Source organism: Rhodococcus sp. 05-340-2 (assembly GCF_002258915.1).
Taxonomy (GTDB): Bacteria; Actinomycetota; Actinomycetes; order Mycobacteriales; family Mycobacteriaceae; genus Rhodococcoides.
Genome location: NZ_NOYU01000036.1, coordinates 62,693 through 89,405, shown reverse-complemented (window position 1 = coordinate 89,405; position 26,713 = coordinate 62,693). Strand labels below are relative to the sequence as shown.

Annotated in this window: 27 protein-coding genes; 11 read left to right on the top strand and 16 right to left on the bottom strand. The window is 63.0% G+C overall.

The genetic code is table 11. The features are described 5' to 3' along the window. Window position 1: 1 nt before the first annotated feature. Genes CH271_RS21860 through CH271_RS21850 form a run of 3 tightly spaced genes read left to right on the top strand, consistent with a single transcriptional unit; the run spans window position 2 to window position 3,325 of the window. Window positions 2-1,564: a class I adenylate-forming enzyme family protein gene (locus tag CH271_RS21860; RefSeq protein ID WP_094634797.1), complete on the top strand. Its 1,563-nt coding sequence runs from the start codon at window positions 2-4 to the stop codon at window positions 1,562-1,564. Further along, entirely contained in the window at window positions 1,561-2,202 is a 642-nt protein-coding gene (locus CH271_RS21855; RefSeq protein WP_094634796.1) for a TetR/AcrR family transcriptional regulator, read from the top strand. Before CH271_RS21860 ends, CH271_RS21855 begins: the two co-directional genes overlap by 4 nt. Continuing rightward, a complete protein-coding gene (locus CH271_RS21850) occupies window positions 2,192-3,325 on the top strand; it encodes a serine hydrolase domain-containing protein (protein WP_094634795.1) in 1,134 nt (377 codons plus the stop codon). The genes CH271_RS21855 and CH271_RS21850 overlap by 11 nt, the downstream gene beginning before the upstream one ends. Before the next feature lie 84 nt (window positions 3,326-3,409). Here the strand turns inward: CH271_RS21850 and CH271_RS21845 are convergent, their stop codons facing one another. From CH271_RS21845 to CH271_RS21825, 5 genes are all read right to left on the bottom strand, one after another. Then, window positions 3,410-4,441, bottom strand: a complete 1,032-nt coding sequence (locus CH271_RS21845) for a zinc-binding dehydrogenase (RefSeq protein WP_094634794.1) — start codon at window positions 4,439-4,441, stop codon at window positions 3,410-3,412. Window positions 4,442-4,579: 138 nt separating this feature from the next. Further along, window positions 4,580-5,683: an LLM class flavin-dependent oxidoreductase gene (locus CH271_RS21840; RefSeq protein WP_094634793.1), complete on the bottom strand. Its 1,104-nt coding sequence runs from the start codon at window positions 5,681-5,683 to the stop codon at window positions 4,580-4,582. A gap of 29 nt (window positions 5,684-5,712) precedes the next feature. After that, window positions 5,713-6,759 carry an ABC transporter substrate-binding protein gene (locus CH271_RS21835; RefSeq protein WP_094634792.1) on the bottom strand — a complete coding sequence of 349 codons (1,047 nt, stop codon included), beginning with the start codon at window positions 6,757-6,759 and terminating at the stop codon, window positions 5,713-5,715. Window positions 6,760-6,795: 36 nt separating this feature from the next. Next, on the bottom strand, window positions 6,796-7,515 hold the full coding sequence (locus tag CH271_RS21830) for an ABC transporter ATP-binding protein (RefSeq protein ID WP_094634791.1): 720 nt from the start codon (window positions 7,513-7,515) through the stop codon (window positions 6,796-6,798). A gap of 3 nt (window positions 7,516-7,518) precedes the next feature. Next, window positions 7,519-8,373: an ABC transporter permease gene (locus CH271_RS21825; RefSeq protein WP_094634921.1), complete on the bottom strand. Its 855-nt coding sequence runs from the start codon at window positions 8,371-8,373 to the stop codon at window positions 7,519-7,521. 121 nt (window positions 8,374-8,494) lie between these two features. Here CH271_RS21825 and CH271_RS21820 point away from each other — a divergent pair, with 121 nt between their 5' ends. The 3 genes from CH271_RS21820 (at window position 8,495) to CH271_RS21810 (ending at window position 11,492) form a co-directional block, all read left to right on the top strand. Further along, a complete protein-coding gene (locus CH271_RS21820) occupies window positions 8,495-9,025 on the top strand; it encodes a GNAT family N-acetyltransferase (RefSeq protein ID WP_094634920.1) in 531 nt (176 codons plus the stop codon). Window positions 9,026-9,058: 33 nt separating this feature from the next. Beyond that, entirely contained in the window at window positions 9,059-10,285 is a 1,227-nt protein-coding gene (locus CH271_RS21815) for an MFS transporter (RefSeq protein WP_094634790.1), read from the top strand. Window positions 10,286-10,424: 139 nt separating this feature from the next. Beyond that, the gene (locus CH271_RS21810) at window positions 10,425-11,492 is read left to right on the top strand and encodes a ParB/Srx family N-terminal domain-containing protein (RefSeq protein WP_094634789.1); all 1,068 of its coding nucleotides are present in this window, start codon (window positions 10,425-10,427) and stop codon (window positions 11,490-11,492) included. A 15-nt stretch (window positions 11,493-11,507) separates the two neighbouring features. Here CH271_RS21810 and CH271_RS21805 read toward each other — a convergent pair whose 3' ends face one another. The 4 genes from CH271_RS21805 to CH271_RS21790 all read right to left on the bottom strand — a co-directional run bounded on the left by CH271_RS21805 (window position 11,508) and on the right by CH271_RS21790 (window position 14,699). Next, the gene (locus CH271_RS21805; RefSeq protein ID WP_094634788.1) at window positions 11,508-12,512 is read right to left on the bottom strand and encodes an HNH endonuclease; all 1,005 of its coding nucleotides are present in this window, start codon (window positions 12,510-12,512) and stop codon (window positions 11,508-11,510) included. A gap of 104 nt (window positions 12,513-12,616) precedes the next feature. Continuing rightward, the gene (locus tag CH271_RS21800; RefSeq protein WP_094634919.1) at window positions 12,617-13,273 is read right to left on the bottom strand and encodes a nitroreductase family protein; all 657 of its coding nucleotides are present in this window, start codon (window positions 13,271-13,273) and stop codon (window positions 12,617-12,619) included. 22 nt (window positions 13,274-13,295) lie between these two features. After that, on the bottom strand, window positions 13,296-14,267 hold the full coding sequence (locus CH271_RS21795) for an alpha/beta fold hydrolase (RefSeq protein ID WP_094634787.1): 972 nt from the start codon (window positions 14,265-14,267) through the stop codon (window positions 13,296-13,298). 12 nt (window positions 14,268-14,279) lie between these two features. Beyond that, a complete protein-coding gene (locus CH271_RS21790; RefSeq protein ID WP_256986491.1) occupies window positions 14,280-14,699 on the bottom strand; it encodes an EVE domain-containing protein in 420 nt (139 codons plus the stop codon). Window positions 14,700-14,916: 217 nt separating this feature from the next. On the opposite strand from CH271_RS21790, the gene CH271_RS21785 reads away from it, so the two are divergent. Further along, entirely contained in the window at window positions 14,917-16,119 is a 1,203-nt protein-coding gene (locus tag CH271_RS21785; RefSeq protein ID WP_094634917.1) for a vWA domain-containing protein, read from the top strand. Window positions 16,120-16,164: 45 nt separating this feature from the next. Here CH271_RS21785 and CH271_RS21780 read toward each other — a convergent pair whose 3' ends face one another. Further along, window positions 16,165-16,803: an isochorismatase family protein gene (locus CH271_RS21780; protein WP_094634916.1), complete on the bottom strand. Its 639-nt coding sequence runs from the start codon at window positions 16,801-16,803 to the stop codon at window positions 16,165-16,167. A 123-nt stretch (window positions 16,804-16,926) separates the two neighbouring features. On the opposite strand from CH271_RS21780, the gene CH271_RS21775 reads away from it, so the two are divergent. Further along, window positions 16,927-17,907: a GlxA family transcriptional regulator gene (locus CH271_RS21775; RefSeq protein WP_094634786.1), complete on the top strand. Its 981-nt coding sequence runs from the start codon at window positions 16,927-16,929 to the stop codon at window positions 17,905-17,907. Continuing rightward, complete coding sequence (locus tag CH271_RS21770; protein ID WP_179274732.1) at window positions 17,904-18,737, top strand: adenylate/guanylate cyclase domain-containing protein; 834 nt, start codon at window positions 17,904-17,906, stop codon at window positions 18,735-18,737. Before CH271_RS21775 ends, CH271_RS21770 begins: the two co-directional genes overlap by 4 nt. 127 nt (window positions 18,738-18,864) lie before the next feature. On the opposite strand, the gene CH271_RS21765 is transcribed toward CH271_RS21770, so the two are convergent. The 6 genes from CH271_RS21765 to CH271_RS21740 all read right to left on the bottom strand — a co-directional run bounded on the left by CH271_RS21765 (window position 18,865) and on the right by CH271_RS21740 (window position 24,011). Further along, entirely contained in the window at window positions 18,865-19,161 is a 297-nt protein-coding gene (locus tag CH271_RS21765; RefSeq protein WP_094634785.1) for a colicin immunity domain-containing protein, read from the bottom strand. A gap of 69 nt (window positions 19,162-19,230) precedes the next feature. Next, window positions 19,231-19,530, bottom strand: coding sequence for a colicin immunity domain-containing protein (locus CH271_RS21760; protein ID WP_094634784.1), 300 nt, complete (start codon window positions 19,528-19,530; stop codon window positions 19,231-19,233). Then, entirely contained in the window at window positions 19,530-20,870 is a 1,341-nt protein-coding gene (locus CH271_RS21755) for a colicin D domain-containing protein (protein WP_094634783.1), read from the bottom strand. Before CH271_RS21755 ends, CH271_RS21760 begins: the two co-directional genes overlap by 1 nt. Beyond that, on the bottom strand, window positions 20,867-21,157 hold the full coding sequence (locus tag CH271_RS21750; protein WP_179277878.1) for a WXG100 family type VII secretion target: 291 nt from the start codon (window positions 21,155-21,157) through the stop codon (window positions 20,867-20,869). The genes CH271_RS21755 and CH271_RS21750 overlap by 4 nt, the downstream gene beginning before the upstream one ends. A gap of 21 nt (window positions 21,158-21,178) precedes the next feature. Next, window positions 21,179-21,547, bottom strand: a complete 369-nt coding sequence (locus tag CH271_RS21745) for a WXG100 family type VII secretion target (RefSeq protein ID WP_094634781.1) — start codon at window positions 21,545-21,547, stop codon at window positions 21,179-21,181. 226 nt (window positions 21,548-21,773) lie between these two features. Then, window positions 21,774-24,011, bottom strand: coding sequence for an NADP-dependent isocitrate dehydrogenase (locus tag CH271_RS21740; protein ID WP_037190794.1), 2,238 nt, complete (start codon window positions 24,009-24,011; stop codon window positions 21,774-21,776). Between the two features lie 629 nt (window positions 24,012-24,640). Between CH271_RS21740 and CH271_RS21735 the strand changes: the two genes are divergently transcribed. Then, window positions 24,641-26,065, top strand: coding sequence for an NtaA/DmoA family FMN-dependent monooxygenase (locus CH271_RS21735; protein ID WP_094634914.1), 1,425 nt, complete (start codon window positions 24,641-24,643; stop codon window positions 26,063-26,065). A gap of 119 nt (window positions 26,066-26,184) precedes the next feature. Beyond that, the gene (locus CH271_RS21730) at window positions 26,185-26,712 is read left to right on the top strand and encodes a flavin reductase family protein (protein ID WP_218828517.1); all 528 of its coding nucleotides are present in this window, start codon (window positions 26,185-26,187) and stop codon (window positions 26,710-26,712) included. Window position 26,713 lies beyond the last annotated feature (1 nt).

Here is a 26,713-nt window from a genome sequence, read left to right as displayed (position 1 = left end):
CGTGCCCGGTACTGCCACCCACCACCGCTCCCCCATCGGCCGCGCCACCATCGGCGATCAGCTGCGTCGCCATGCGCGGACTCAGCCGAACAAGGTTGCGTTCATCAGCTACGCGGCGGACGGCACCCGCGAGGTCACCACGTACGGCGAACTGGATTCTCGGGCAAACCAGTTCGCCAACCTGCTGGTCGATCTCGGAGTGACCTCGGGTGACCGCGTCGCATCGATGGCTCGCAACAGCATCGATGTGGTGGTGGCGTACTACGGAACCCTCAAGGCCGGTGCGGCTTTCACCGGCATCAACGTGATGTATCGCGCGGCCGAGGTGAAGCACCAACTCGAACACGCGGAACCGACCGTGGTGGTGGCCGATTCGGCCTACGCCGAGATCATCTCCTCGGTGAAGCCGGACACCACCACCCTGGTGACCTACGGCCCCGAGTACGCCGCACTGACGGCGAACACACCGTCCACCGAGCCGGACGTCGAGATGGACGAGAACGACGTCGCGATGGTCATTTACACCTCCGGAACCGAAGCGGCACCCAAGGGCGTCATGATCCCGCACCGCAACTTCCTCATCTCCACGGCACCCGCGTGGAGTTGGGGCCTGCGCACCGGGCCGGAGGACACCTGGCTGTTCGTCATGCCCTTCCACACCATCGCCGGACTCGGCTCGATGACGACGCTGACTCTGATGGGTGCCACCCTCGTCCTGCCCGCGACGGTCGACCCGGCTCAATCGCTGCGCATCATTGCCGCCGAGAAGATCTCCGTCATCGCACAGACACCCACGTTCTACCTGGCCTTGGCCCGTAACGAGCAGTTCGGCCCCGAGGCTGTCAGCCAGGTCAGGCGCTGCCTCACCTACGGTGGCCAGGTGTCACCGCACACGATCAGCGCCTGGGCCGCCGCGGCACCCGAGGCCATCTGGGGTACCTACTGGGGACAGTCGGAACTCTCGCAGCTCGGCTCGGTCGGCTGGTTCACGACACTCGACGACATTCCCGACGGCGACGCGTCGTGGATCGGCAAGCCCGTCACCCACCTCGAGATCAAGGTCGTCGACCCTGCGGGCAATGACAGCGAGATCGGTGAATTGCTCTGCCGCACTCCATCGGTGATGCTCGGCTACTTCAAGGACCCCGAGCGCACCGCCGAGGTATTCAGGGACGGCTGGGTACATACCGGCGACATGGTGCGCATCGACGCCGACGGCAACCTGTTCTTCTACGATCGGATGAAGGACATGATCAAGTCGGGAGGGATGAACGTGTCGTCGCAGGAAGTCGAACGCACCATTCACCTCCACCCGGACGTGCTGCGTGCGGCCGTCGTCGGAGTACCCAACCCGTACTGGTCCGAGGCCGTGACGGCCTTCGTCATCGCACGCGACGGAGTGACCGCCGACCCGGCCGCCATCATCGAGTACTGCCGCACCGAGTTGGCGTCGTACAAGGCACCCAAGTCGGTGCACATCGTGGCCGAACTGCCCGTCGACCCGCAGGGCAAGATCCTCAAGCGTGAACTGCGACTGCTGGCGGCGGTCGAGGAGACGGTATGACGCAGCCTGACCCAACTCAGCCGGCCGAGGTCACTGCACTCCCCCGTCAGGTTCGGACCCGCCAGCGGCGAGATGACATCGTCGCCAATGCCGCCAATATCTTTGCGCGTGAGGGCTACGCGAACGTGGGGATGCGCGATATCGCCGACGCCGTCGGCATCAAGGGTGCCAGTCTGTACCACCACTTCCCGTCCAAGGAAGACATCCTCTTCGCGATCTGCCTGACGGTCACCCAGGAACCGGCCGAGGAGAACCTGCCGCTGCTCGACGCAGCCGGAACGCCTACCGAACGCCTGTCGTCTTTGGTGCGTGCGCACCTGGTGCATCTGAATCGGCGACGGGTGGAGTACATCGTGGGCCTGCACGAGCTCGCCTCGCTGACGCCCGAGCACCGCACTGTCATCGAGGATTACCGCCGCCAGTACCAACGACGCGTCCGCGACGTCATCACCGCCGGAATGCGCAGTGGTGAATTCACCGTCCCGGATGCGCGGCTGGCGTCGTTCGCTCTGACCGACATGCTCAACGGCATCAGCAACTGGTTCCACGACGGCGGAGAACTGAGCATCGAGGACGTCGCCGACAACTACGTCGAATTGGCCGTTCACCGCGTTCTGGGTGCGTCACATGGCAATTGACGGTCACTGCGACCCCCGCTTCGTGGGCGTGCGTGACGCGTTGGCGGCCAACCTCGATAGCGGAGCGGAGCTCGGCGCATCCATTGTGGTCGACTTCGACGGCCACACCGCCGTCGACCTGTGGGGTGGCTACCGCGATACCGAGCGCCGCCTGCCGTGGGAGTCGGACACAATCACCAACGTCTGGTCGACGACGAAGATGGTGACGTGCCTGGCGGCGCTGATGCTCATCGACCGCGGACAGCTCGATCCCGATTCGCCGGTCGCGACGTACTGGCCCGAGTTCGCGGCCGCAGGCAAGCAAGACATCGCGGTCCGGCATCTGCTGTCGCACACCTCCGGCGTCTCGGGCTGGGACCGACCGTTCAACGAAGAGGACCTCTACGACTGGGAACTCTCCACCTCGCGTCTGGCTGCGCAGGCACCGTGGTGGGATTCGCGCACTACTTCGGGGTATCACGCGGCAAGCCAAGGCCACCTGATAGGCGAAGTTGTCCGCCGCGTCACCGGACAGTCGTTGCGGCAGTTCGTCGCCGACGAGATCGTCGGTCCTCTCGGAGCGGACTTCCAGATCGGTGCCGCGCACAGCGACTGGGATCGGATCGCCGACGTCGTACCGCCGCCCCCGCCGACCGATGATGCCGCGCCCGATCCGACGATGGTGCGTCGCAACACCTTTCTCGGACCGTTGGTGCAGGCCTCGTCCGCGAACACCCCGGCATGGCGTGCCGCGGACATGGGTGCACTCAACGGGCACGGCAACGCACGATCGGTCGCGAGGATCCTGTCGGTCATCTCCCGAGGCGGGACAGTGGACGGCGTACGGCTGCTGAGCCCGGAGACCATCGACTCGATCTTCGAGCAGCAATCCAACGGAGTCGATCTGGCCCTGGGCATTCCGTTGCGCTTCGGCCTGGGCTTCGCTCTGCCACAGCAAGAATCGATGCCCTATATCCCCGACCGGAAGATTTGCTTCTGGGGAGGCTGGGGCGGATCGCTGACCGTTCTGCATCCGGAGTCGCAGCTGACCATCTCCTACGTCATGAACCGAATGGGTCCCGGAATCATCGGTTCGGAGCGAGCTGAGCAGTACGTGCGCGCCGTCTACGACGCCCTCGGCTGACTGCACTCCGCGGGTCCAGGGAGTGTCTCCTGAAGGGTGATGTGGCGCGACCGCAGGACGGCATCGCGTCCACCCACGCTCTCCTCAATCGATGTCGAGGATGATCTTCCCGTAGGCGGTACGCGCAGCCAGCTCCTCGTGAGCCTCCCCGGCGCGATCCAGGGCATAACGCGAGTTGATACGCGGGCGCAACACCCCCTTGCCGACGAGATCGAGCACAGTACGCATCTCGTCGCGCGTCTGGGTATGCGAAGAGATGTAGGAGATCTGGCGGCGGAAGAACTCGACGATGTCGAACTCGACGACCTCTCCCGCATGAGCACCGATCGACACCAGACGGCCGTACGGGCGCAGCATGAACATCGACTCGGTGAAGGCTGTCCCTCCTACGCCGTCGAAGACCAGCTCGACCCCTCGGCCCCCGGTGATCTCGTCGACGACGTTGCGCACATTGGTTGTCGTGTAATTGATGACGTGATCGGCACCGTCAGCGGTCGCCTGAGCCAACTTGTCGTCTCGGCTGGCTGTACCGATCACGGTCGCGCCGGCAGCCTTGCAGATCTGGAGTGCAGCCGATGCGACGCCACCCCCGATCGAATGGATCAGCACGGTCTCTCCCAGCTTCACCTCGGCGCGGCTCATGAGTGCGTGCCAGGCGGTGCCGAATGCACTGAGTGAGGCCGCCGCCTCACCGAAGTCGACGGTGTCGGGAAGTGTCAGGCAATGGTCGGCGGGTGTCAGGATCTTCTGCGCGTACGTGCCCGGTATGTGCTCGCCGAGCAGTTTGCGGTTGACGCAGATGTTCTCCATGCCCCGTTGACACCACTCGCAGTGGCCGCAGGTGCGAATGTACGAGACGGCTACGCGCTCACCGATCCGAGCAGGGTCCACACCGTCGCCGACCAAGGAGATAACGCCGGCACCCTCCAGGCCCAAGGTGTGAGGCATCGCGAAGTCGAAGCGCGAGACGCCCTCGCGCACATCGATGTCGACGTGGTTGAGCGCGGTCGCCTTCAGATCGACCACCACTTCACCGAATCCCGGATTCGGGTCCGGAAGCTCCTCGATCTTGAGGACTTCGGGGCCGCCGTACTCGCGGAATACCAGTGCTTTCATGCCATCTCGTCTCTCGTAGTGCGCATGTTCAGAGTACGGGAGGGCCACCGGCGTGATCGGGGCAGCGGTGGTGGTCGGTCTCCGAAGTCGCACTGTCGATCCAGCAGGCGATGTCGAAACCGGCGATGGCGCGCGAACCTATCTGGCGGGAAAGGTGATTCCGCGCGCGTCGAGGATGGGACGCACTCCCTCCGCGAAGTGGTACGCCTCTTCCAAATGGGGGTAGCCCGAGAGGATGAACTCGTCGAACCCGGCGTCGTGGTATTCGCCGATCAGGTTCGCGACCTCCTCGTGTGAGCCGACCAACGCCGTTCCCGCGCCGCCGCGAACGAGTCCGACACCGGCCCACAGGTTCGGGTAGATCTCGAGCGAATCCTTGCTGCCACCGTGCAATGCGGCCATTCGACGCTGTCCCTCGGACTGCGAGGACGAGTGCAGCGCGTGTGCCGCCGACACCTGCTCCTCGGGGAGCTCGTCGAGGAGCTTCTGTGCGACGGCCCAGGCCTCTTCGGACGTGTCGCGGCTGATGGTGTGCAGGCGAATGCCATAGGTGAGCTTGCGGCCCTCGGCGTCCGCGAGCGCCTGCACTTTCTCGATCTTGGCGCGAGCATCGGCCGGCGGTTCGCCCCACGTCAGGTACGTCTGCACCCGCTTGGCGGCGACGGCCAGAGCCGGCTCGGAGGAGCCGCCGAACCAGAACTCGGGCACCGGATCCGGCGCTTCCGACACCCGCGCATCGGTAACCTTGAAGAACTCACCCTCGTGGTCCACCGAGGTCTCGGTCCATATGCGTTGTACGAGTTCGAGAAACTCGTCGGTGCGAGCGTATCGCTGATCGTGGTCGATCCAGTCCCCGAAACGGCGCTGTTCGACGTCGTCGCCCCCGGTGACGATGTTGAACAACACTCGCCCTTCCGAGAACCGCTGCAACGTCGCGGCCTGCTGCGCCGCCAACGTGGGCGGCGTGAGACCGGGGCGGAATGCGACGAGGAACTTCAGCCGTCGGGTGCTCTGCAGCAACGCCGCCGTGGTCAGCCATGCGTCCTCGCACCACGTTCCCGTCGGGGTCAGCACGCCCTCGAAGTCGAGCCGGTCCGCGGCCTGAGCGACCTCGGTGAGGTAGCGCAGCGATGGGCGACGAAACCCGGTGGGTTCGCGGAGATTGCCAGATGCGTGGGACGCGCCGACGATGGAGCGGCCGTCGCCTGCGGTGGGAAGGAACCAAAAAATACGTGCGGTCACGAGTGAAACTCCTACGACGTGGTCGGTGATCAGTTGGTCGAGGCAGTCGCGTCGGCGATGGCGTCGTTGTAGCGCGTGTCGACAAAGTCTGCGAACGCGTTGCCGCCGGGGATACTTCCGCTCTCGACGAATACATCGAAGAGCGCCTGCTCGGACTCGATCACATTGTCGTCCAATGTAATTGCGGGTCGCTGACTTCGCCCCTGCGCCAATTCACCCGCAGCCGGATCGATCCCGACGGCCGTCGAGTACTCCGCTGCCCACTCGGCCGGATTGGCGGCCGCCCATGCGGACGCATTGGCCAGACGAATCACGAAGTCCTGCAACGCCGTGTTCTTCGCAGGATCGTCCAGGGCCTGCTGCGACGCGATGCCGAAGCCGTAACCGTTGGCCACACCCTCGGCGGTGGTCAGTGTCTTCGAGCCGTTCTGGACCTGCGCGATCGCGGTGAACGGATCCCAGATCGCCCAGGCATCGACCTCACCCGAGGTGAATGCCGTCAACGCATCGGCGGGCTGGAGGAACACCAGCTGAACATCGTCGGCGGTCAAGCCGGCCTTCTGCAACTGCAGCAGCACATGGCCGTGCGCCGAACTTCCCTTGCCCACTGCGATCTTCTTGCCCCGCAGGCCTGCGAACGATACGAGAGTCGAATCGGCAGGCACGAGAATCTGATCGCCACTCGCATCGTTGGTGTAGGCGGAGACCACCTTGATGCGCGCGTTGGCTGCCACACCGAACACCGGAGGCGTGTTGCCCGTGACCGCGAAGTCGATCTGCCCTGCCGTTGCGGCCTCCACCTGAGGCGGACCGGAAGTGAAGGTGGAGAACGCGACATCGTAGGGCGCAGAGTCGAGCTCACCCGATGCACGAAGCAGTGCCTCGGTGCCGCCCTTCTGGTCGCCGACGTCGAGGGTGACCGTGGCGAGTTGGTCGTTGGAGACGAGTTCGGGCGCTGCGGTGGCTGTGGTGTCGCTGCCACGGGAGACACAACCGGTGAGTCCAACGACCGTCAAAGACAGGGCAGCGAGTATCCCGACTGCGCGCAGCGATCGGGAACGAGCGTGTGACGACATGCGTGAAAGATCCTTCTTATGGGAGGAATTGACTACTCAGTGGACGCCGAGGGCACCGAGCAAGTGAGTGCGAATGCGAGAGAATCCAGCTGTTCCCCGGTCGCGGGGACGAGGCAGGTCGACGGTGACGGTCTCGGCCACGGCACCCCCCTCGAGCACCACCACCCTGTCCCCCAACGCGATTGCCTCGTCGACGTCGTGGGTGACCAGCAGAATGCCGAAGCCGTGTCGTCCCCACAGATCGAGCAGGAGGGACTGCATGGTCAGTCGTGTGAGTGCGTCGAGCGCGCCGAACGGTTCGTCGAGGAGGAGCAGTTCGGGCTCCCCCACCAACGCCCGAGCCAGCGCGGCGCGCTGAGCTTGCCCACCGGACAACGTCATCGGCCATGCGTCTCGCTTGTCCGCGAGCCCGACTTCGTCGAGGGTCGCATCTGCCGCGGTCAGCGCGTCGCTGCCGGTGACGCCTGCGGTGTTGAGACCGTAGGACACATTCTGGCGAACCGACCGCCACGGAAACAGCCGCGGTTCCTGGAAGGCCACAGCGGGATTCCCGGCGACGTGCCGCTCACCCGTGTGGTCCGTCGACAGCCCGGCAAGAACGCGCAGGATCGTCGACTTGCCGGAACCGGATCGTCCGACCAGCGACACGATCTCACCGCGTTCGATGGACAGGTCGATGCCCTTCAACACGTGGCTGGATCCGTAGAACTTGTCGATGCCGTGCAGGGTGGCGACCGAAGTCGTCGTCGAAGTCATGAATCAGGCATCCAATCGGTAACGGAGGGATCGCTTTTCGAGGATTCGCACGATGCCGTCGGTGGCGATTCCCATCAGCGCGTAGACGACGAGTCCGAAGATGATGGTGTCCACACGCAGGAAATCTCGCGCATTGTTGATGATGTAGCCGAGCCCGGATTCGGCATTGATCTGCTCGGCCACGATCAGCGACAACCACGCGATGGCCAGCGACTGCCTCAGTCCCACCAGCAGTTGCGGGGCGATGCTGGGCAGGATGATGGTGGTGAACCGCTGACGCCACGAGAAACCGAGTACGACGGCCGTGTCGAGGAAGTCGCGATCGATCTGACGGATTGCCGAGAACGTGTTGAGGTACAGCGGAAATGCGACTCCGAGAGCAACCAGCAGGATCTTGGGAGTCTCGCCGATCCCGAACCACAGGATGAAGAGCGGGATGAGGCCGAGGTGCGGGAGAGCGCGCAGCATCTGCAGCGGCGGATCGACTGTTGCCTCGGCGAGCTTGGACAGTCCGACGAGCGCTCCGAGCGCCACCCCGATCACCCCGCCCAGTACGAGGCCCTGGACAACGCGGGTTCCCGAAATGGCCAGGGCGTCGGCCAATTCACCGTTGCGCAGCAACTCCAGACCCGCGTCGAATATCAGCGACGGAGCAGGCAACACTCGTTCGGAGAGGACTCCGGCAGCACTGGCAATCTGCCACAGGACGAGGAGGACGACGGGTGACAGGGCGCGCAGCACCGTCCATCGGTACCGCTGCCACGCAGAATCTTTTGGCGAGACGGGTGTGGAGCCGATGTCGGAAGCATCGCCGACGCGCGTGTCCACGGGTCCCGCGGGAGCGGCGTACGACGTCATGACCATGGGTACAGGCCTTCCGGTTGAGTGTGAACAGGTTCGACTACTCACCTTCGATCACACCGGGGTCTACGACCAGGGTTCGAATCAGCGTGAATGCAAGTCGGGCAGAATCGGCCTTATGACTGTCGAGCCCATCCACACCGAGCGCCTGACCCTCCGTCTGTACGAACCCGACGACGCAGACCGGATTCTCGCGTACTACAGCGACCCGGAAGTCTGCCGCTACCTGCTGCACGAAGCGTGGACACACGCAGATGCCGTTGCGGCGGTGGGCAAACGGATGAAGCGATCAGGACTGCACACCCAGGCGCTCTCGATGGTCGTCGAACACGAGGGAACGGTGGTGGGCAACGTCGAGGCCTGGTTGGTCGACGGTTCCCCGGCTCTCGTCGAGCTCGGGTGGACGTTCTCCCCCGACGTCGCGGGCCGCGGATACGCCACCGAGGCGGTGAACGCGTTGGTCGAGCACGTGTTCTTGCTACCCCAAATCCACCGGATCAGCGCACAGCTGGACGGCCGCAACGACGCGTCGGCCCGGTTGGCGGCGCGGGTCGGGATGCGTCAGGAAGCGCATTTCCGCCAGAACTGGTGGTGCAAGGGTGAATGGACCGACACCCTCGTCTACGCGATGTTGCGCGAGGATCGCTGAGTCGGTCGTGCGGAGGCATCGTGAGCAGAACCCGTGAGTGACGTCTCGACGCCGGGCAGTCGTTCGTCGTTTCGCCGGTTTCTGACGGCCGCAGTGATCAGCTCGGCCGGCTCGTCGGTGACAGCGGTTGCGATGCCCATCTTGGTTGTGCAGCTTCTGGACGCGACACCCTTAGAGGTCGGGGTGGTGAACGCTGCACAGTTCATCCCCTATGCGGTACTGGGGTTGGTCGCCGGGGTGTACGTCGATCGGTGGCGTCGCAAGCCGATTCTGGTGTGGGCCAGTGTCGGCCGCGCAGTGACGCTCGGCGCTGTGCCGCTGCTGTGGCTCGCAGGCCTGCTTCACATCTGGGTACTGATCGTCGTATTGCTCTTGTTCGGATCCTTCTCGGTGTTCGGATTCGCTGCGACGCAGTCGTTGCTGCCCCGGTTGGTGCCACGCAGTCAACTGGTGCAGGCGAATGCTCGACTCGACCAAGCCGATGCGGCCGCAACAACATTGGGGCCGACGATCGGAGGCGGACTCGTAGGAGTGCTCGGCGCGCCCCTGGTGATTGCCGTCGATGCCATCAGCTATGTCGTCGACGCAGCGCTCAATCACAGCCTCGATGTGGACGAGCCTCGACCTACTGCTCACGCCCGCAACCTGATCGGCGAAGTACGTGACGGTCTGAAGTTCACGTATCGTCACCGCACGCTCAACCCGCTCGCTGTCTCGACACACGTGTGGTTCCTCGCCAACGGAGCCGCATTGACCGTGCTGTCGCTCTTCGCGCTCCGCTCGCTCGGGTTCGGCGCCTACAACTACGGATTGCTGCTGACGACATTCGGTGCCGCCAGCCTGCTCGGAGCGTCCATTGCCCACACGCTCGGCAAGCGAATCGGCTCGGGTCGAGCAGTCATCCTCGCCCGCACGCTCTATCCCCTCGCCTGGATTCTCGTGGCCTTCGCAACCGACACAGCGGTCGGCCATGTCTTGCTCTTCGCAGCCTTGGGCCTACAAGGTCTGGCGGCGGGCGCGGAGAACGCGAACGAGATGGGGTACTGGCAAGCGCTCACCCCGGATGAGCTACTCGGGCGCGTCAACGCTGCCAGGCGCTCCGTCAACCGCACCATGGCCGCCCTCGGTGCCGTGATCGCGGGCCTGTTGGTCAGCGTGATCGGTGAACGACCGACCCTGATCGGCGTCATCGTCGTATTCGCCATCGCCGCAGCCATAGTGGCGTTCTCGCCACCGCGGCACCCTGAAGCCGAGTTCTGACACCACCATCCCAGGGCTGCGTACGCGACGTGGCGCGTTCATCTCCGGACCATCTCTGGTTCGGTTCCGCGACATCGGCCGGTGACCGGAGTGCGGCAGTCTCCGGGGATCTTCACTCGAACTCATAGGAGTTGCACGAATGGCCTCGCTTCGTAGAGCTGCCCTACTGGGCACACTCGCACTGGTCTCTGTCGTCTCCGCGTCGATGGGCGGCGTTGCCACTGCCGCGCCGGCACGGACAGCGTCGCCGTTGTGTCAGGTCGCGGACCTGCTCCCCTCCGGATCGTCTTCGGGGCTCGGTTACCAATGTGCCGAAGCCGGTGAGCTTCTCGATCTGCCGATCGGTGAGGTGCGCGCGACACAACCGTCACTCGGGTACGACGAGGTGTACTACAAGCTCGGTCGATACACGCTCGGCAAGGACGAGATCAACAAGAAGTTCGACGACTGGTGCGAGGCCAACGGCCAGGAAGAGGCCGCGTCCGCGTTGCCCGATGCGCGACTGGACAATCCGTCGTCATTCACCTGCACTGTGCCCGTCGGCCAGGAAACGCCCGACACCATCGCGCCCATGAAGACCGTCGTCATCGGCCCGGGCGGCGTGCCGTACCTGACCGACGGACACCACACGCTCACCTCGTTCTACGAAACGGCCGACGGTGGACCGAATCTGCATCTCCGACTGCGGGTGGTCGCGAACCTCAGTGATCTGAGCACTGCCGACTTCTGGGCGCGGATGAAAGCCGAGAAGTGGGTGTGGAACTACGACGTCGACGGCAACGAGGTTCCTGTGGAGCAACTCCCATCGGGAGTCGGCCTCGCCAAGTTCCAGAACGACAGGTACCGCAGCCTGACCTACTTCGCCCGCGACATCGGCTTCACCCCCGGAACCATCCCGTTCCAGGAATTCTATTGGGGTGCATGGGTCCGCGACTCCGGTGCCGTCGACATCAGCGGCTGGGACAGCAACAACATCACGAGCTACCTGAGCACCGTCGAGTCGGTCTCGCGCGCCCAGGTCGCCGCACCGAAAGACGCGGTGATCGACAGTGGCCGCACCGCAGCGGAACTCGGCGCACTGGACGCATGGAACGACGGTAAGGCAGCCACCAAGGGTGAATTCGGAAAGCTGTCGGCCCCGTACTCGGACGACAAGCCAGGCAAGCTGGCCTACGCCTTGCAATACAAGATGGGGCTGCCCAGGTAATAGCTGCGTCATTTTCTACAGCGAGACGAAGACGTTCTCCCGATGCCAGGTCAGGTACGACACCTCAGGAGCTACCGACTCTTTACCGAGAATGAGCTTCTCGTGCAGAGGGGGCTTTCCCAGCGCATGACGCAGGGGCTGTGACACCTTCACGTCGTTCTCGATCCCAGGCGCATAACTGACACTGAGATCCTTGTTCACCGTGATGAGTCCGGTGTCGAAAGCGACGTCATGGGTTGGGCACGCGGTGAGACCGTTGCGTCTATCGAGACGTTCTTTGTTCGTGCTGTCTCGCCACGGCTTGATATGGCTCGCCGCCAGCAACCGCGGCCGACGCTTTCCGCCGATCACACCGCTCATGCCGCAGAACACACAGCGGTGCTGATGATTTCGCAACACCGACTGCGCAAAGCGGTGCTGCCCCACGCGTACCGCCGAAATCAGCATTCTCTCCGTCGTTGCGATCGGCACGTCAGCGCGCTCGCGAGCCCATTTTTCCAACGCATCGACGAGCGAGGACTCGACATCGCTGGAATCCAGCTCGTACTGCCCTTCGAGCTCGAACTGCTCACCGTCCTCGAGCCCGAGGAAGTCCGGCAACTGATCGCGGTCGATACCAAGGCTGCGTGCAGCATCGAGAATTCGGAGATAGATTCCCTGCAGAAGTTTGACATCGCCCAGACGTGCCGCAACCTCGAGTTCGTACTTTCCGCCGTTGCTGCGGGTTCCGTCCAGATTTGCCATCTTCGCAATGATCGATGTCGGGGGTCGTTTGAACAATCGGGCCAGGTGCTGCACCGGAAACTCTGCCTTGTGCGCAGTCGAGCTGCCGTATTTGCTGTGATCCATCAGCAGCGAAGCACAGTGGCACAGAACCACCTCGCAAGGAACGAAATTCACCTGCCGCACGCCCTGTGGAACCGCCTTGCGAGCTATCACCGACAGCCACTGATCCCGCAGCATGTCTGCACTCGGATCGACGAATGCGGCTACCCCGGCACCCATCGGATCGATTGTCATTCGCTCTCCAGCATTATCGCAACCACGCTACACAGAGGCGGTACTTCGCGACCGTCGGTGCGTGTTCGCGCCCAGGCCTTCGCCGTGCCCTGCCCGGCTACGAACTACCAGCGATCGACGTGCAGCACCGTCTCGATCGGATCCCGCGGAGCGACCTTGAACGTCTCCCCCGTGTAGTACGCCGTTGGAATCAGCGCACCCTGATGGAAGTCCTCGGGAATGCCGAGCAGTTCGGAGATCTCGGCTTCCTTCGCGAGATGTATTGTGGTCCAGGCCGTTCCGAGACCGCGCGCCCGTGCAGCCAGGGCGTAGTTCCACACCGCGGGCAGAAGCGAGCCCCACAGACCGGCCTGATTACCGGCCGGGAGCGTCTTGCCGGCCTGGATGCACGGAATCAGCAGAACCGGAACCTCACCCATGTGCTCGCCGAGCCAGCCGGCACTGTCGCCGACGCGCTTCTGCACCGAGGCACGTTCCGGGTCGTCGGCGAACAGCGCCGAAGCGGAATGCTTCGACGCCTGATACGCGCTGAACAGTTCGCCGTAGATCGCACCGATGCGGGCACGGAGATCCGGATCGGTGACGACGATCCATTGCCACCCCTGCTTGTTCGAGCCGGACGGTGCCTGCAGAGCGATCTCGAGACATTCCTTGATCAGCTCCATCGGAACCGGTCGCGTCAGATCGAGACGCTTACGGACGGTGCGCGTCGTGGTCAGCAGCTCGTCGGGAGTGAGGTCGATGATCGGGAAGGAAGTCACCCCTCGATCATGCACCATCCGGTCACTTCGAGGCACCGTCAACTAGTTCCTCGTTCGCTGCGTCCCACTGCGCGGCCATGGACCTGCCACCGTGCCCTTCACCCTCGTCGACGAGAAGTGTCGATCCGGGCCACTCCCGGTGCAGACGCCACGCGGTGACGGCGGGTCCGGACACGTCACGTCTGCCATGGATCAGGACGCCCGGGATATTGCGCAGACCTGCGGCGCGGTCGAGCAGAGGCGGATCGCAAAACCCGTCGTGTGACCAGTAATGCGTGGTCAGTCGGACGAAGGCAAGGCGGAACCGGTCATCGTCCCACCTGGGATCGCGCCTGATACCTCCGGTACCGATCGAGATGTGAACAGCTTCCCACAATGCCCATTCCCGAGATACGCTGTCCCGCAACACAAGATCGTTCGAGTTCAGTAGTTGGGCGTAGGCGTCGACTATTCGTCCGTGTCCGCGGCGATAGCCGACGCCGGCCTGCTCGGCGAAGGTAGCGAAACGATCCCACGCTTCGGGGAAGATCGCGCCGACGCCCTCGGTGATCCAATCGACCTCCTCACGACCGGTCGTGGTGACGGCGAACAGAACGACGCCGAGAACACGCGCCGGGTGTGCGAGGGCGTATGCGACGGCGAGGGTGGATCCCCACGACACACCGTTGACGATCCAGGCGTCGACACCGAGGTGCACGCGCAGGGCTTCGATGTCGGCAATCAGATGGGCAGTGGTGTTGGTGGACAACGACGTCGAGGGATCGGACGCGTGCGGAGTGGACCGTCCGCACCCGCGTTGCTCGAATCCGACTGCGCGAACTTTCGAGAGGTCGAAGTGACGACGAAACTGGCTCGCGTTCAGAGTCCCGCCCGGACCGCCGTGCAGGTACACCGCCGGGACTCCGTCGGAGGGGCCCCACTGCTCCCAGTAAATGCGCTGCCCGTCCCCCACGTCCAACATTCCGTGCAGTGTCGGCTCGTCCTCCAGTGTCATACCGCCATCACATCATTCGGGAGGCAGCATTTGCCGGATCACTGCCCACGCGGACACGTCGACCCAGGACGGATTCGATTGCTGCGGCGATCGGAACACCTCGAGTGTCGACAGTGCTGCGATGGACTGAATGCTCGATGCGAGGATCGGCTCATCGAACAGGGCGATGTCCGTCGAAATTTTCCACTGCGGACCCGGGACCGGGGTGCCGGTCAACTTGCCTGCGCCCCAGACTCCGCGTCGGGCATGGGCACTGACCCAGAACAACACGGGTTGCCCGGGTGCCATCAGTCGACTCCGATAGTTGTCCGCGACGCACCAGTGCTCGTGCGCACGTCCTTCTTCGACCATCGGTGCGAGATCGGTCTTCTGCGGATTGCACTTGATCACCCACGCACCGAGCGTCTGGTCGGTTATCGCGCGTGCCGTCACACTCGCCATAGTAATGACAAACTCGGCGACAGCGTCGTTGCTCTGCGCAGGGACAATTACCAACCCACCTGGTGTAAATGGCAGCTCGTTGGGATCTCCCACTCGGCGACGACGGTCGGACATACATTTCAGGACGCGCCTCTCGCACCAGCTCTTACACCAATTCGAGTCGCCACTACGCTGGCCTCATGTGTTCCGGCGACACCGAAAGGACACCATGACGACCCTGACAAAAGGCGGGAATGCCCTGATCGAGGCACGAGCATTCGAGGTCACCGTGGACGATGCCAACGGTGTCGACCTACTTGCGTTCCAAGTGAACACGAGTCGAAAAGTACGCAACGACGACGACTTCGTGTTCTTCAATCAGCCATCGTCGCCCGAGGGCGCGGTCCGGCTGTCATCGACGCGGTCGTTGAGCATCGACCTGCGTCTCGTACCTACCGACGTCGACGCCATCGTCGTCGCGGTTGCATCGGAGAGCGCACTGTCGACTCGCGCCGGAATGACCGTAAGGTCGAGCGACATCGTCAGTCCAGCATCGGGTTTGACGACGGAAACTGCAGCAGTTCTGGTCGAAATCTATCGCCGCGGCGGCGACTGGAAGGTGCGCAATGTGAGCGCCGGCTGGGACGCGGGCTTTGCCGATCTCGTCCGCGAACACGGGGTCGACGTCGATGACACCGAGACCCCGACAGTGCGCTCCGTGGCGGGCGAGGAAAAGCTCTCGATGGTCAAACGCGAGAAGCTCGATCTTCGCAAGAAGCATGTACACAAGGTGTTGTTGACGAAAGATGCTGTGGGACTGCGGGCTCGAATCATTCTTGTCATCGACAAAACCGGCAGTATGAGCAAGCAGTACACGACGCGCGTAGTGCACAGAGTTGTCGAACGAATGGTTCCGGTTGCGACCCAGCTCGACGACGACGGCGAGCTCGAACCCTACCTCTACGGCTCGTGGTACGCGCAACTGCCAGTCATCACCGTCGCCGACACCGATTCCTGGGCCGACACCTACCTCCACCTGTACGGCCACCATGGCGGCATCGACTACTCGTCGATCGGCGGCACCAACGACGAACTGCCGATCATGAATCAGATCCTGTCTACGGTCGCCTCGCGTCAGCCCACGTTGGTGCTGTTCTTCACCGACGGTGGCTTCACCAAACGCGGGCCGATCGCGAGCTTCATGCGGACGGCGTCCAGCGCGCCCATCTTCTGGCAGTTCATCGGTGTCGGCAAAGCGAACTACGGCGTCCTCGAAAAGCTGGACACCATGGAAGGCCGACTCATCGACAACGCCGGGTTCTTCGCGCTCGACGACATCGACAAAGTCTCCGACGCCGAGCTGTACGAACGAATCCTCAGCGAATTCCCGGATTGGGTTCGTGCAGCTCGGGCGGCGAAGATAATCGACTGACGACGGACACCCGATTCGGTGGAACTCAGACCGCCTGTCGTGGACTCAGGAGGTACCCACCGCGTCGTTGCCCTGAGCCGCCGAGACCACCAGATTGTTTGCAGTGAGCCCGTTTCCGTTCTTGACTGCGTCGACCCACTGATCGGTGGACGCCACTGCTGCGAAGTTCGATTGCAGGAGCACCATCAACGCCTTGTGCAGTTGCTCCGCTGAGACGGTGCCCGCCTCGTTCGAGAGATTGATCGCGCCGGTGGCGTCGGACAGAATCTCGACGTTCAGGTCCAGCACCTCGGCGTCGGCGCTGGAGGCGAGATCGCAGTTGTTGGTCATGTATCCGACGATCGTGACGGTGTCGACATTGTTGCTCTGCAACCACTTCGCGACGCCGGTCCCGGCGAACACGCTGCTGTACTTCTTCTCGACTCGCTCGAAGGACGGCTGCACGAGCGCCTGAATGTGGGGGTGCAGTTCGTAGGTCGGGGTGCCCTTCACGAACGCGGGTGCACCGTCTGGCATCTCGTGCTGCACGATCGCAACGGGAAGATCCTGCGCCGCAGCGGCTTCGATCGCCCGGACGATGTTGGCCAACGATTCGTCTCGAGGCGGGTACTGAATCTGCAGCACACCCTCGAAGTACTCCTGCTGGACGTCGATGACGATCAAGGCTCTACGCGGTGCGGTCATGGTGTTCTCCTTCGACTGGCGATCTCGGTCGCTTCTCATCCTGCGGTGTCGGCCTTGCATCCACGAGTGGCACGGATGCATACTTTCGATGTATTTGCGCCAACCTTCGAGATCGGAGACGCCATGCGGATCGCGCTCTACGCGTTCGACGGCATCACGATGTTCCACCTCGCCGCGCCGTTGATGGTGTTCGGCGAGGTGACTCGACTCGGACTCGCCCCGGATTGGGAGACGCGGGTGTGGTCGGACGAAGCCGGGTCGATCCGCACCGAGGAGGGCTTTCCGGTCGGCGACATCGCTGGCCCCGATACCGTCGACTGGGCCGACATCGTCATCGTGACGTCGTGGCCGGAATCGTTGCCGCGCATCGACAACGCACTGTCGACGAAACTGCGAGATGCGCATGCACGTGGTGCCGAGATCGCCGGCCTGTGCCTCGGTTCGTTCGCCATCGCAGACACCGGCCTGCTTGGCGGACGCCCGGCCGTCACACATTGGACGAAGATGCCCGAACTGCGAGAACGCAACTCGCAGAAAGGACTCGACGAGTCGGTGCTCTACATCGACCACGGCGACGTCATGACGTCTGCAGGAACGGCGTCGTCGATCGATTCCTGCCTGCACATCGTGCGCAAACACCTCGGCTCGGCGGCGGCGACGCGGGTGGCGCGGAGTCTGGTGGTCGCACCTCATCGCGACGGTGGCCAGGCGCAGTACATCGAGCGTCCGGTCACGGAGACTCCGGAAGACACCGCCATCGCCGACGTGCTGACCTGGGCGCTGGAGCGACTGGGCGAGCCGTTGCCCATCGAGCGACTGGCCGAACACGCACGCATGAGCCGACGCAGCTTCATTCGGCAATTTCAGCTCGAGACCGGCGCCACCCCGGCTCGATGGGTCCTCGACAAGAGGCTGAACGAGGCCCGAAGCCTCCTCGAAACAACCGATCACAGCATCGACAAGATCGCCGATGCGTGCGGCTTCGGCAGCGCCGTCACCCTGCGCCAGAACTTTCGCTCGGCCTTCGCCGTGACCCCGACGGCCTATCGACGGCAGTTCACCGTCGGTTGTGCAACCACAAGCACCGTCGACAGGCAAGGATGAGCGACGTGATCCTGTGGATAGTTGCCGGAGTCGAGCTCGCCGCCATCATCGCTCTCGGTGTGGTCTTGATCGTGTCGCGTCGAAAGTTGAAGCACACACGTCGCGCACTCGACCGTGCACTCGAATCGCAACAACGTCGTAAGCGACGCGGCCTGGTGCCCTTCGCGATCAGAACCGCCTTCCACACCACGGACTTACTCATCACCAAGGGCTTCGGCGCAACGGTCCGCAACTCCGTCGAGGACCTCGCGGGCTGGGCGAAAGTAGAGCGCCCCGACCTGGCCCGCATGACCGCCGACGGGGACATCGTGGTGATGTTCTCCGACATCGAGGGGTCGACCGCACGCAACGAGGAACTCGGCGACCGCGGCTGGGTGAAGCTGCTCGAGAAACACAACAAGTTGATCCGCAAACACGTCGACGACCACGGCGGTCATGTGGTGAAGAGCCAGGGCGACGGTTACATGATCGCCTTCTCCGACCCGGCCCAGGCGGTGCGCTGCGGAGTGAAGGTGCAGGAAGCGCTGCTGCAGAACCCCGATCGCTGGGACCGCATCCGCGTCCGCATGGGCGTGCACGTCGGCAGCTCGGTACGTCGAGGCGACGACCTGTTCGGACTCAACGTCGCCATGGCGGCACGCGTCGCGGGACAGGCCGACGGCGGCGAAATTCTGGTCAGTGAACCGGTGCGGAATGCCATCGGCGCGGCGCATGATCTGACTCTCGGTACTCCGCGAGACGTCGAACTCAAAGGAATGAGCGGAAGCTTCCAGTTGTATCCGGTGGCACTGCCGGCGCTGCCCAGTGCGCAGGTCGCCCTGAACGAATGAATGGTCCATTCACACCGGTCCTTTCAGCCGGCTGCTATTCACAGACCCCCCTGCGCCAAGCCTCGGGCGCTTGACAAGCGCCAACAGAATTGACATGGCAGCGCTCACCAAGCGTCCAAGAGCTGTTTCACTCGAGACCGAACAGTTCCGAAAAGGTGGCCGCCGCACGTTCCCTGAGCTGTCCAGCCGAAAGATCACCCGGGCAGTCGCGCAGCTCCGGATCCGAAACGTAATCATCTACACCGAAAAATAGCTTGTCGAGAACTATGAACTCGCTACCCGGCACTTGACTTTTATCGTTGGTGAAGATGCGAATAAAATCGGTCTCGAAATCATCTGCCGAAATTCTTCCTTGTGCAAAGTTCGCGATCAGCCCCCTGTATTGGCTCACCATTGCTTCGACCGATCTCTGATGCTCCGTCATCACCCCCTCACGATTTTCATATCAGAGCGCATTCCTGACTTGCGAACGCGGATCAACGAGAGATCGACACTATCCATCTCGACTCAACTGACGAAGTTTTTCCAACGCCCCAGTCGCACAGACAAGCAATTGTCCTGCGTCCAGATCGTCATCGCCACGCAACCTGTCCTCGGCGACGTAAGCGTCCACGTCGCCGAACAGACCGTTGACGATCTCGGACACCTCCCTTTCGAGTATCCCCGGAGTCCGCTTCACCAGCCTCAAATATTCCTTCTCGAAGACATCGGTGGTGTGACTCCCATCTACGAAAGCCTCGATAGTGGGAATAAAAATCAGGGCCTGCTCGGCCGCCCTCCCGGTAGCACTCATCAGTACAGTCTCCCCTCACTGAGAACCGACGCCATCTGGTCCTCACTCATTTCCCAGCCACTGACGAACCTTCCGTCTGTGCCTTGAACCACAATAAGCTTGGTGTCTCGGTTTACGCTCAGAAGTACTTCGTCACCCCTGTAGGTACCGGAGATGTGCTCGGTTTTTGGATCCGCCATGAACTCGCGCACCCTCTCCGTGAAATGCCGGAAGCCGTCACTGCCACGCGGTTCGGATACGCCGAAGTCAGCGGCGTGCTTGAACTTCTTCTCGATCTGACCTGCATCAAACGTGACATCGACCGGATCGATCCTCTTGATTGCCGGGCTGAGCCCAGGACCCGGACTGAGCGAGGGGCTCTCGTCACCGAGGTCCTTGATTCTTTTCAGCTCCTTCTGCCTCCGCTGGAGATCCCGTTCACGCTCCACCCCTCTCCCAAGGTTTCGGACCGATTTCCACACATCGATCACACGCCGAAGCGGGGAAGCGAACCGGGCGGCGATCGAGACCGCCCTCGCAGACGCGGCGATTGCACCAAGTCCGAAAGTGACGAAAGAGGCAGCGACACCGATAGCTGCGGTTATCGCCAACTCTTTCAGCAGATCATCGCGCAAAACTTCCAATTCGCCCATCAGGTCGCCGCGCAGTTCTTTCAGACCGTCACGGTGCTCTTCACAAGACACCGCGAGCTCGGTGGCTGCTTTCAGGACGTCATCGGCCGTAGCTTTCAACTCGCGCAAGTCCTCGTCCACGAAAACCGCGTCGGGTGCGGTGACGCTATCGAACGTGGCCGCCGCTCGTTCAAGCGCGTCGGGTACTGCCGCACACGCGGCGTCGGCTGCGATTGCGGCCCATGCAGACCTCGCGATTTCAAGCTTGTCGGTATCTCCGTCCGGGACGATGATGCCGATCTTTTCCACCAGTCCGAGGCCACTGTCGAGGAGACCACCATCGCCGCCGGCGGACGGAACGGGAGCTTTGCAGACGAACATCGGTGCCGTCGGGCTCGACGGTGGATCCGGCGGGAACTGGGACTGTTGGCCCGACGCGACGGCCGCGTTGTAGTCGGCCATGGCGTGGTTGAACCCGAGGTGAGCGACGACGTTGCCGTAATGGTGAATGGCTTCGGCCAGAAATCGGATCGTGTCCACCATTTCGTTGGCCCGAGCGTCGTACGATGATGCCCACTCCGTGGCCTCCTCGTAGCTGCCCGCCATGCTCCCACACCCGTACAGCTGATCGAGATGCTGGTTGGCGGCACCGAAAAACTCGACAGCTACCCGGACACAGATATCAGCTACGTCGTAGTAGTCCTGCGGATCGAGATCCAGATCGCTCATCCAGTCGTTCCGCGTCCGAGCAACCGCAGGTTGGCGTTCGATGCCTCGGAGTACGAGCGGCGCGCGGCGGCCGCGGCACCCCTCATTTCCATCAGCCCCGCTGCCATTTCGGCTGCGCCGGCCCGCCACACACGCTGCGCGACGTCGTAATTCGCTGCCGCGGCACCCTCCCATTGCTGTTGATGTTGGGCGGTTCTCGCCTCGATTGCTTCGAGGTTGTCTTCGACAAGACCGAGAAAGGCTTCCAGCTCGGCCAACGCACTGTCCAACTCGGCAAAATTCACCACGAAACGACCCACTTCGCGCGCCTACAGATTCAAAGAGCTGTGGGTGCGCGCATTGGCCTGGTCGGTGTCGGAATACGCTACGCCTGCCTCGTTCAGCAGATCACCCATTCTGGCCAAGGCTCCCGCGACCGCAACCGCGCCACTGTGAAAGTCGTTCCACCCCTCCCAATATGCGGTGGCGGCGGGCCCACGCCACGACTCGAGCAGACCCTCTATCTGACGGTCCGCCTTCGCCGTTCCGCTCGACAGCGCAACGGCCGTCGCCTGAACGAAAGTGGCATATTCAGCGATCTGCTGCAACTCGACCACCAGCGCTGGCGCTGACCTCGTGTCGTCCGACATGTGCTCCCCCGTCTGCGCCGCCGCTGCTTGCCGAAAATCGACGCTCATGGAGTTGGACGTCGGCCAACCCCAGTCGGTTCCATCGAACCGCACCCGTTACAACCGAGAATCCAGCCTCGGGCGCACGTCTGAGCGCGTGAAAGTCACATTTATCCGAACAGGGTGGGCGGTAAACCCCAATGCTGGTGCGCCCCAGAACGAATGAATGGTCCATTCACAACGTCTGAGCGCGTGAATGGACCATTCATTCGATGAGGGGGTGAGCCGGAGAAAACTACTGCTTCGCGGACTCCAGAGCCTCGTTGAAGGTCTTCGAGGGACGCATCACTGCAGCGGTGGCTTCGGGGTCGGGGTAGTAGTAGCCGCCGATGTCGACTGCGGTGCCCTGGACCTCGTTGAGCTCGGAGACGATTTTCTCCTCGTTCTCCGCGAGCGTCTTCGCCAGTGCCGCGAAGTGCTTGGCCAGTTCGGCGTCCTCGGTCTGCTCGGCGAGTTCCTGTGCCCAGTAGAGCGCAAGGTAGAACTGGCTGCCACGGTTGTCGAGTTCACCGGTCGAGCGCGACGGGCCCTTGCTGTTCTCGAGCAGCTTGCCGGTGGCGGAGTCGAGTGCCTTGGCGAGGATGGTCGCCTTGACGTCGCCGGTCTTGATGCCAAGGTCTTCGAGGCTCACGGCCAGAGCCAGGAACTCGCCGAGCGAATCCCAGCGCAGGTGGTTCTCCTCGATGAGCTGCTTGACGTGCTTGGGAGCCGAACCGCCCGCACCCGTCTCGTACAGTCCGCCGCCTGCCATCAGAGGAACGATGGAGAGCATCTTGGCGCTGGTGCCGAGTTCGAGGATCGGGAACAGGTCGGTGAGGTAGTCACGCAGGATGTTGCCGGTCGCGGAGATGGTGTCGAGTCCGCGGACCAGACGCTCCATCGTGTACCGGATCGCGCGAACCTGCGACATGATCTGGATGTCGAGGCCCTCGGTGTCGTGATCCTTCAGGTACTTGCGCACCTTGCCGATGAGCTCGTTCTCGTGCGGGCGGTACGGGTCGAGCCAGAAGACGACCGGCATTCCGGATTCACGCGCGCGCGTCACGGCGAGCTTGACCCAGTCCTGGATCGGGGCATCCTTGACGATGCACAGACGCCAGATGTCGCCCTCTTCGACGGTCTGCGTCAGCAGCACCTCGCCGGTGGCCTTGTCGGTGATGTTCGCTACGCCCGCCTTCGGTACCTCGAAGGTCTTGTCGTGCGAGCCGTACTCCTCGGCCTTCTGCGCCATCAGGCCGACGTTGGGAACGGTGCCCATCGTCGTGGGATCGAACTGGCCGTTGGTCTTGCAGAAGTTCACCATCTCCTGGTAGATCCGGGAGAACGTCGACTCGGGGTTGACTGCCTTGGTGTCCTTCGGACGTCCGTCCGCTCCCCACATCTTGCCGCCGGCGCGAATCATCGCGGGCATGGAAGCGTCGACGATCACGTCGCTGGGCGAGTGGAAGTTCGAGATGCCGCGGGCGGAGTCGACCATCGCGAGCTCCGGACGGGTCTCGTGACACTTGTGCAGATCTTCGATGATCTCGTCGCGCTTGGACGCCGGGAGGGTCTCGATCTTGGTGTAGAGGTCCGAGAGGCCGTTGTTGACGTTGACGCCCAGCTCCTCGAAGAGCTCGTTGTGCTTGGCGAACGCGTCCTTGTAGAACACGCGCACCGCGTGGCCGAACACGATGGGGTGCGATACCCGCATCATCGTCGCCTTGACGTGCAGGGAGAACATGACGCCGGTGTCGTAGGCGTCCTGCATCTCGTGCTCGTAGAAATCGAGGAGCGCCTTCTTGCTCATGAACATGGAATCGATGACGTCACCGTCGGTGAGCGAGACCGACTCCTTGAGCACGATCGGCTCGCCGTCGGCGGGCAGCAGCTCCATCTTGATCTCACGATCACCGTCGACGACCGTCGACTTCTCACCGTGGTAGAAATCGCCCTCGCGCATGTGCGCGACGTGGGTGCGCGACGCCATCGACCACTCGGTCATGCTGTGCGGGTGCTTGCGGGCGAATTCCTTCACGGCCTTCGGAGCACGACGGTCCGAGTTACCTTCGCGCAGAACCGGATTGACCGCGCTGCCGAGGCACTTGGTGTACCTTTCGCGGATCTCGCGCTCTTCGTCGGTCTTCGGATTGCCGGGGAAGTCGGGGATCGCGTAGCCCTTGTCCTGCAGTTCCTTGACGGCAGCGAGCAACTGCGGCACCGAGGCGCTGATGTTCGGCAGCTTGATGATGTTGGTCTCGGGCAGCTGCGTCAGCTTGCCCAGCTCGGCGAGGTTGTCGGTCACTCGCTGGTCTTCGTTGAGGTAATCGGGGAACTCGGCGAGGATGCGGTTGGCAACGGAGATGTCACTCGACTCGACGTTGATCTCGGCCGCGCTGGCGAAAGAACGTATGACCGGCAGAAACGCGTGAGTCGCCAGCATGGGCGCCTCGTCGGTCAGGGTGTAAATGATGGTCGGCTTCTTCGCTGTCATGTTTCGCCTTTGCCTCAGTTTCAACGTCGTCTTTTGGATGCGTCCAACCTCGACTTTAATCTTCGAATCTGCTGCTGTGCGGGGCAGTGGGGTATCACTCCATCCACGCGCCGAAGTTACCGACCAGTAGCAGTTCTGCAGGTCGGCAGACCCGCCTCCCCACGCCCGGATCCACCGACCTGGCGCACCCGTACAAAAAGATGGCCGATTTTTACAATCGGGACACCGCACTGCGCAGGCAACATGGAACGCACACCCCGACGACCGTCCCCGTGAACCGAGCGCACGCGAATCCACGAGAAACAATTCCTCCGACAACAGGCCGAGAAAAACAGACCCTCGCACCGATCGAAACTCATTTCATCGCGCACCCCGTAGGTGGAATTTCAGACATTCACATTCCCGATAAAGCGCCGCACATCTGCCGAACGACACGAGCAGAGTGCGGCTTTTCCATGCCCTTTTCACGACAGCGACCACCGACTCCGATACGCCAATCATGTTGCATCACAGCTGATTCAGATTTCCCACCTTCCTCACTTCCCACGGGCAGTACCGGTGAGGTGATCGAAACGCAACTGATTCCGCGTTTAATGGATGCGACACAAGCGCTGTTTAGATTTCTCTCCATGACACGCAATCGAATGATCTTCAACGCATTCCAGATGAATACCGTCTCGCACACCTATCACGGTCTGTGGCGCAATCCGAAAACCACCCAGGTACATTTCGACACCCTCGATACGTGGGTCGACCTCGCCAAGACGCTCGAACGCGGCAAGTACGACGCGCTGTTCCTGGCGGACGTCGTCGGGATCGATCCCGCGTACGAGGGCAAGTGGAACGCGTACATCGAGGAGGGGCTGCACATGCCCTGCCACGACCCGGCTGCTCTCTGCGCTGCTCTCATCGGGGCGACCGACAACCTCGGACTGACGTTCACCAGCTCGATCCTCACCGAGCACCCCTTCAGCTTCGCTCGCAAGATGTCGACGATGGACCACCTGAGCAAGGGGCGAATCGGGTGGAACATCGTCACCAGCGCCACCCACTCGGCCGCGCAGAACTTCGGTTTCGACAAGATCGTCGAGCACGACGAGCGATACCGCTGGGCGGACGAGTACATGAAGGTCGTCTACAAACTGTGGGAAGGATCGTGGGACGACGGCGCGGTGCTCGCAGATCGCGAAGCCGGGGTCTACGCCGATGCCGACAAGATTCACCGGATCTACCACCAGGGCGAGCGCTACAAGGTCCTCGGCCCACACATGGCGTCCCCGTCCCCGCAGCGCACACCGGTCATGTATCAAGCCGGATCGTCGAAAGTGGGACGTGAGTTCGCATCTCGTCATGCCGAGGCCACGTTCGTCGTGTATCCGACGATCGAGGGAGCGCGCAAGGGCATCGCCGAGCAGCGCAAGGAAACAGTGGCTGCCGGCCGCAACGCAGGCGACCTCAAGTTCATCCAGGGCTTCTCGTTCGTCGTCGGGTCCACCGAGGAAGAGGCCTGGCGCAAGTCCGCCGAGATCGACGAGGACATCAGCTATCGAGGCCTGGCCGCACACATCGGCCGCGACATGGGCATCGACGTGTCCGGCCTGGATCCGGACATGCCGATCGAGCAGACCTCGATGTCGGGAGTGCAGGGCTACGCCCGCATGTTCGAGGACTCCAACAACGGACAGAAGGCCAAGGTCTCCGATCTCGTCGGGGCCCTGTCCTACGCCAGCCGCATGGTGGGCACCCCCGAGCAGATCGCCGATCAGCTCGAGCAGTGGCAAGACGCGGGCGTGGACGGCGTCAACCAGATCATCCAGTACTTCCCACAGTCGGCGGAGGATTTCGTCGACCACGTGATCCCGGTGCTGCAGGAGCGTGGACTCGCGCAGAAGCAATACGGATCAGGCACGCTCCGCGAACGCATGTTCCCGGAGATCGGCCCTCAGCTCCCCGATCGGCATGCGGCCGCCAAGTACCGCGGAGCCTTCGTGCGCGACGCCGAAGTCAGTGGCACGGGCGGAACACACGTCGACTGGGTCACCGCAGGCGTCTGACACGCCACCGCACACTCTGCACGCATCGCTCTCCCCGGACGGGGGGATGGCCGCACTCGGCGGCCATCCCCCCGCTCGACCACCCCAGCACCGAAGAACGGCGGTCACACATGACCCGGATGGCAACACCACCCTCACTCACGCTCGTCGACGTCTCCGACGACACGAGCCTGCTTCGCAAGACGTTCGCACTGTTCCCGTCGGGCATCGTCATGTTGTCGGCCGTCATCGACGACGTGCCGGTCGGTCTCGTGGCGTCTTCCTTTCAGGTCGGGATCTCCGCCGACCCGCCCCTCGTGCTGTTCGCCGTGCAACACACGTCGACCACTTGGCCCACGCTGCGCAGCGCGCCGCGAATCGGGGTATCGGTGCTCAGTGGACTCCACCGATCCTCGATCGGTCAGCTGTCCTCGAAGTCCGGAGACCGATTCGACGGGATCGACTCGTTCACCTCCGAGACCGAAGCGCATTTCATCGGCGGTGCCGCAGCGCACCTCGAGTGCAGCATTCACAGCGAGATTCGAGCCGGCGACCACGACGTCGTGGTGATGGAGGTGCACCGCATGGGCAGCGATCCGAGCACCGACCCCCTCGTATGGCACGGATCCACCCTGCGGTCCCTGACCCCACCCGAACCCACTCACTGAC

Excerpts from the sequence above, each read along its gene's own strand:
- CH271_RS21855 (WP_094634796.1), top strand. The coding sequence starts at position 1,561 with ATGACGCAGCCTGACCCAACTCAGCCGGCCGAGGTCACTGCACTCCCC.
- CH271_RS21850 (WP_094634795.1), top strand. The coding sequence starts at position 2,192 with ATGGCAATTGACGGTCACTGCGACCCCCGCTTCGTGGGCGTGCGTGAC.
- CH271_RS21845 (WP_094634794.1), bottom strand. The coding sequence starts at position 4,441 with ATGAAAGCACTGGTATTCCGCGAGTACGGCGGCCCCGAAGTCCTCAAG.
- CH271_RS21835 (WP_094634792.1), bottom strand. The coding sequence starts at position 6,759 with ATGTCGTCACACGCTCGTTCCCGATCGCTGCGCGCAGTCGGGATACTC.
- CH271_RS21830 (WP_094634791.1), bottom strand. The coding sequence starts at position 7,515 with ATGACTTCGACGACGACTTCGGTCGCCACCCTGCACGGCATCGACAAG.
- CH271_RS21825 (WP_094634921.1), bottom strand. The coding sequence starts at position 8,373 with ATGACGTCGTACGCCGCTCCCGCGGGACCCGTGGACACGCGCGTCGGC.
- CH271_RS21820 (WP_094634920.1), top strand. The coding sequence starts at position 8,495 with ATGACTGTCGAGCCCATCCACACCGAGCGCCTGACCCTCCGTCTGTAC.
- CH271_RS21810 (WP_094634789.1), top strand. The coding sequence starts at position 10,425 with ATGGCCTCGCTTCGTAGAGCTGCCCTACTGGGCACACTCGCACTGGTC.
- CH271_RS21805 (WP_094634788.1), bottom strand. The coding sequence starts at position 12,512 with ATGACAATCGATCCGATGGGTGCCGGGGTAGCCGCATTCGTCGATCCG.
- CH271_RS21795 (WP_094634787.1), bottom strand. The coding sequence starts at position 14,267 with ATGACACTGGAGGACGAGCCGACACTGCACGGAATGTTGGACGTGGGG.
- CH271_RS21785 (WP_094634917.1), top strand. The coding sequence starts at position 14,917 with ATGACGACCCTGACAAAAGGCGGGAATGCCCTGATCGAGGCACGAGCA.
- CH271_RS21780 (WP_094634916.1), bottom strand. The coding sequence starts at position 16,803 with ATGACCGCACCGCGTAGAGCCTTGATCGTCATCGACGTCCAGCAGGAG.
- CH271_RS21775 (WP_094634786.1), top strand. The coding sequence starts at position 16,927 with ATGCGGATCGCGCTCTACGCGTTCGACGGCATCACGATGTTCCACCTC.
- CH271_RS21770 (WP_179274732.1), top strand. The coding sequence starts at position 17,904 with ATGAGCGACGTGATCCTGTGGATAGTTGCCGGAGTCGAGCTCGCCGCC.
- CH271_RS21765 (WP_094634785.1), bottom strand. The coding sequence starts at position 19,161 with ATGACGGAGCATCAGAGATCGGTCGAAGCAATGGTGAGCCAATACAGG.
- CH271_RS21760 (WP_094634784.1), bottom strand. The coding sequence starts at position 19,530 with ATGAGTGCTACCGGGAGGGCGGCCGAGCAGGCCCTGATTTTTATTCCC.
- CH271_RS21755 (WP_094634783.1), bottom strand. The coding sequence starts at position 20,870 with ATGAGCGATCTGGATCTCGATCCGCAGGACTACTACGACGTAGCTGAT.
- CH271_RS21745 (WP_094634781.1), bottom strand. The coding sequence starts at position 21,547 with ATGAGCGTCGATTTTCGGCAAGCAGCGGCGGCGCAGACGGGGGAGCAC.
- CH271_RS21740 (WP_037190794.1), bottom strand. The coding sequence starts at position 24,011 with ATGACAGCGAAGAAGCCGACCATCATTTACACCCTGACCGACGAGGCG.
- CH271_RS21735 (WP_094634914.1), top strand. The coding sequence starts at position 24,641 with ATGACACGCAATCGAATGATCTTCAACGCATTCCAGATGAATACCGTC.
- CH271_RS21730 (WP_218828517.1), top strand. The coding sequence starts at position 26,185 with ATGGCAACACCACCCTCACTCACGCTCGTCGACGTCTCCGACGACACG.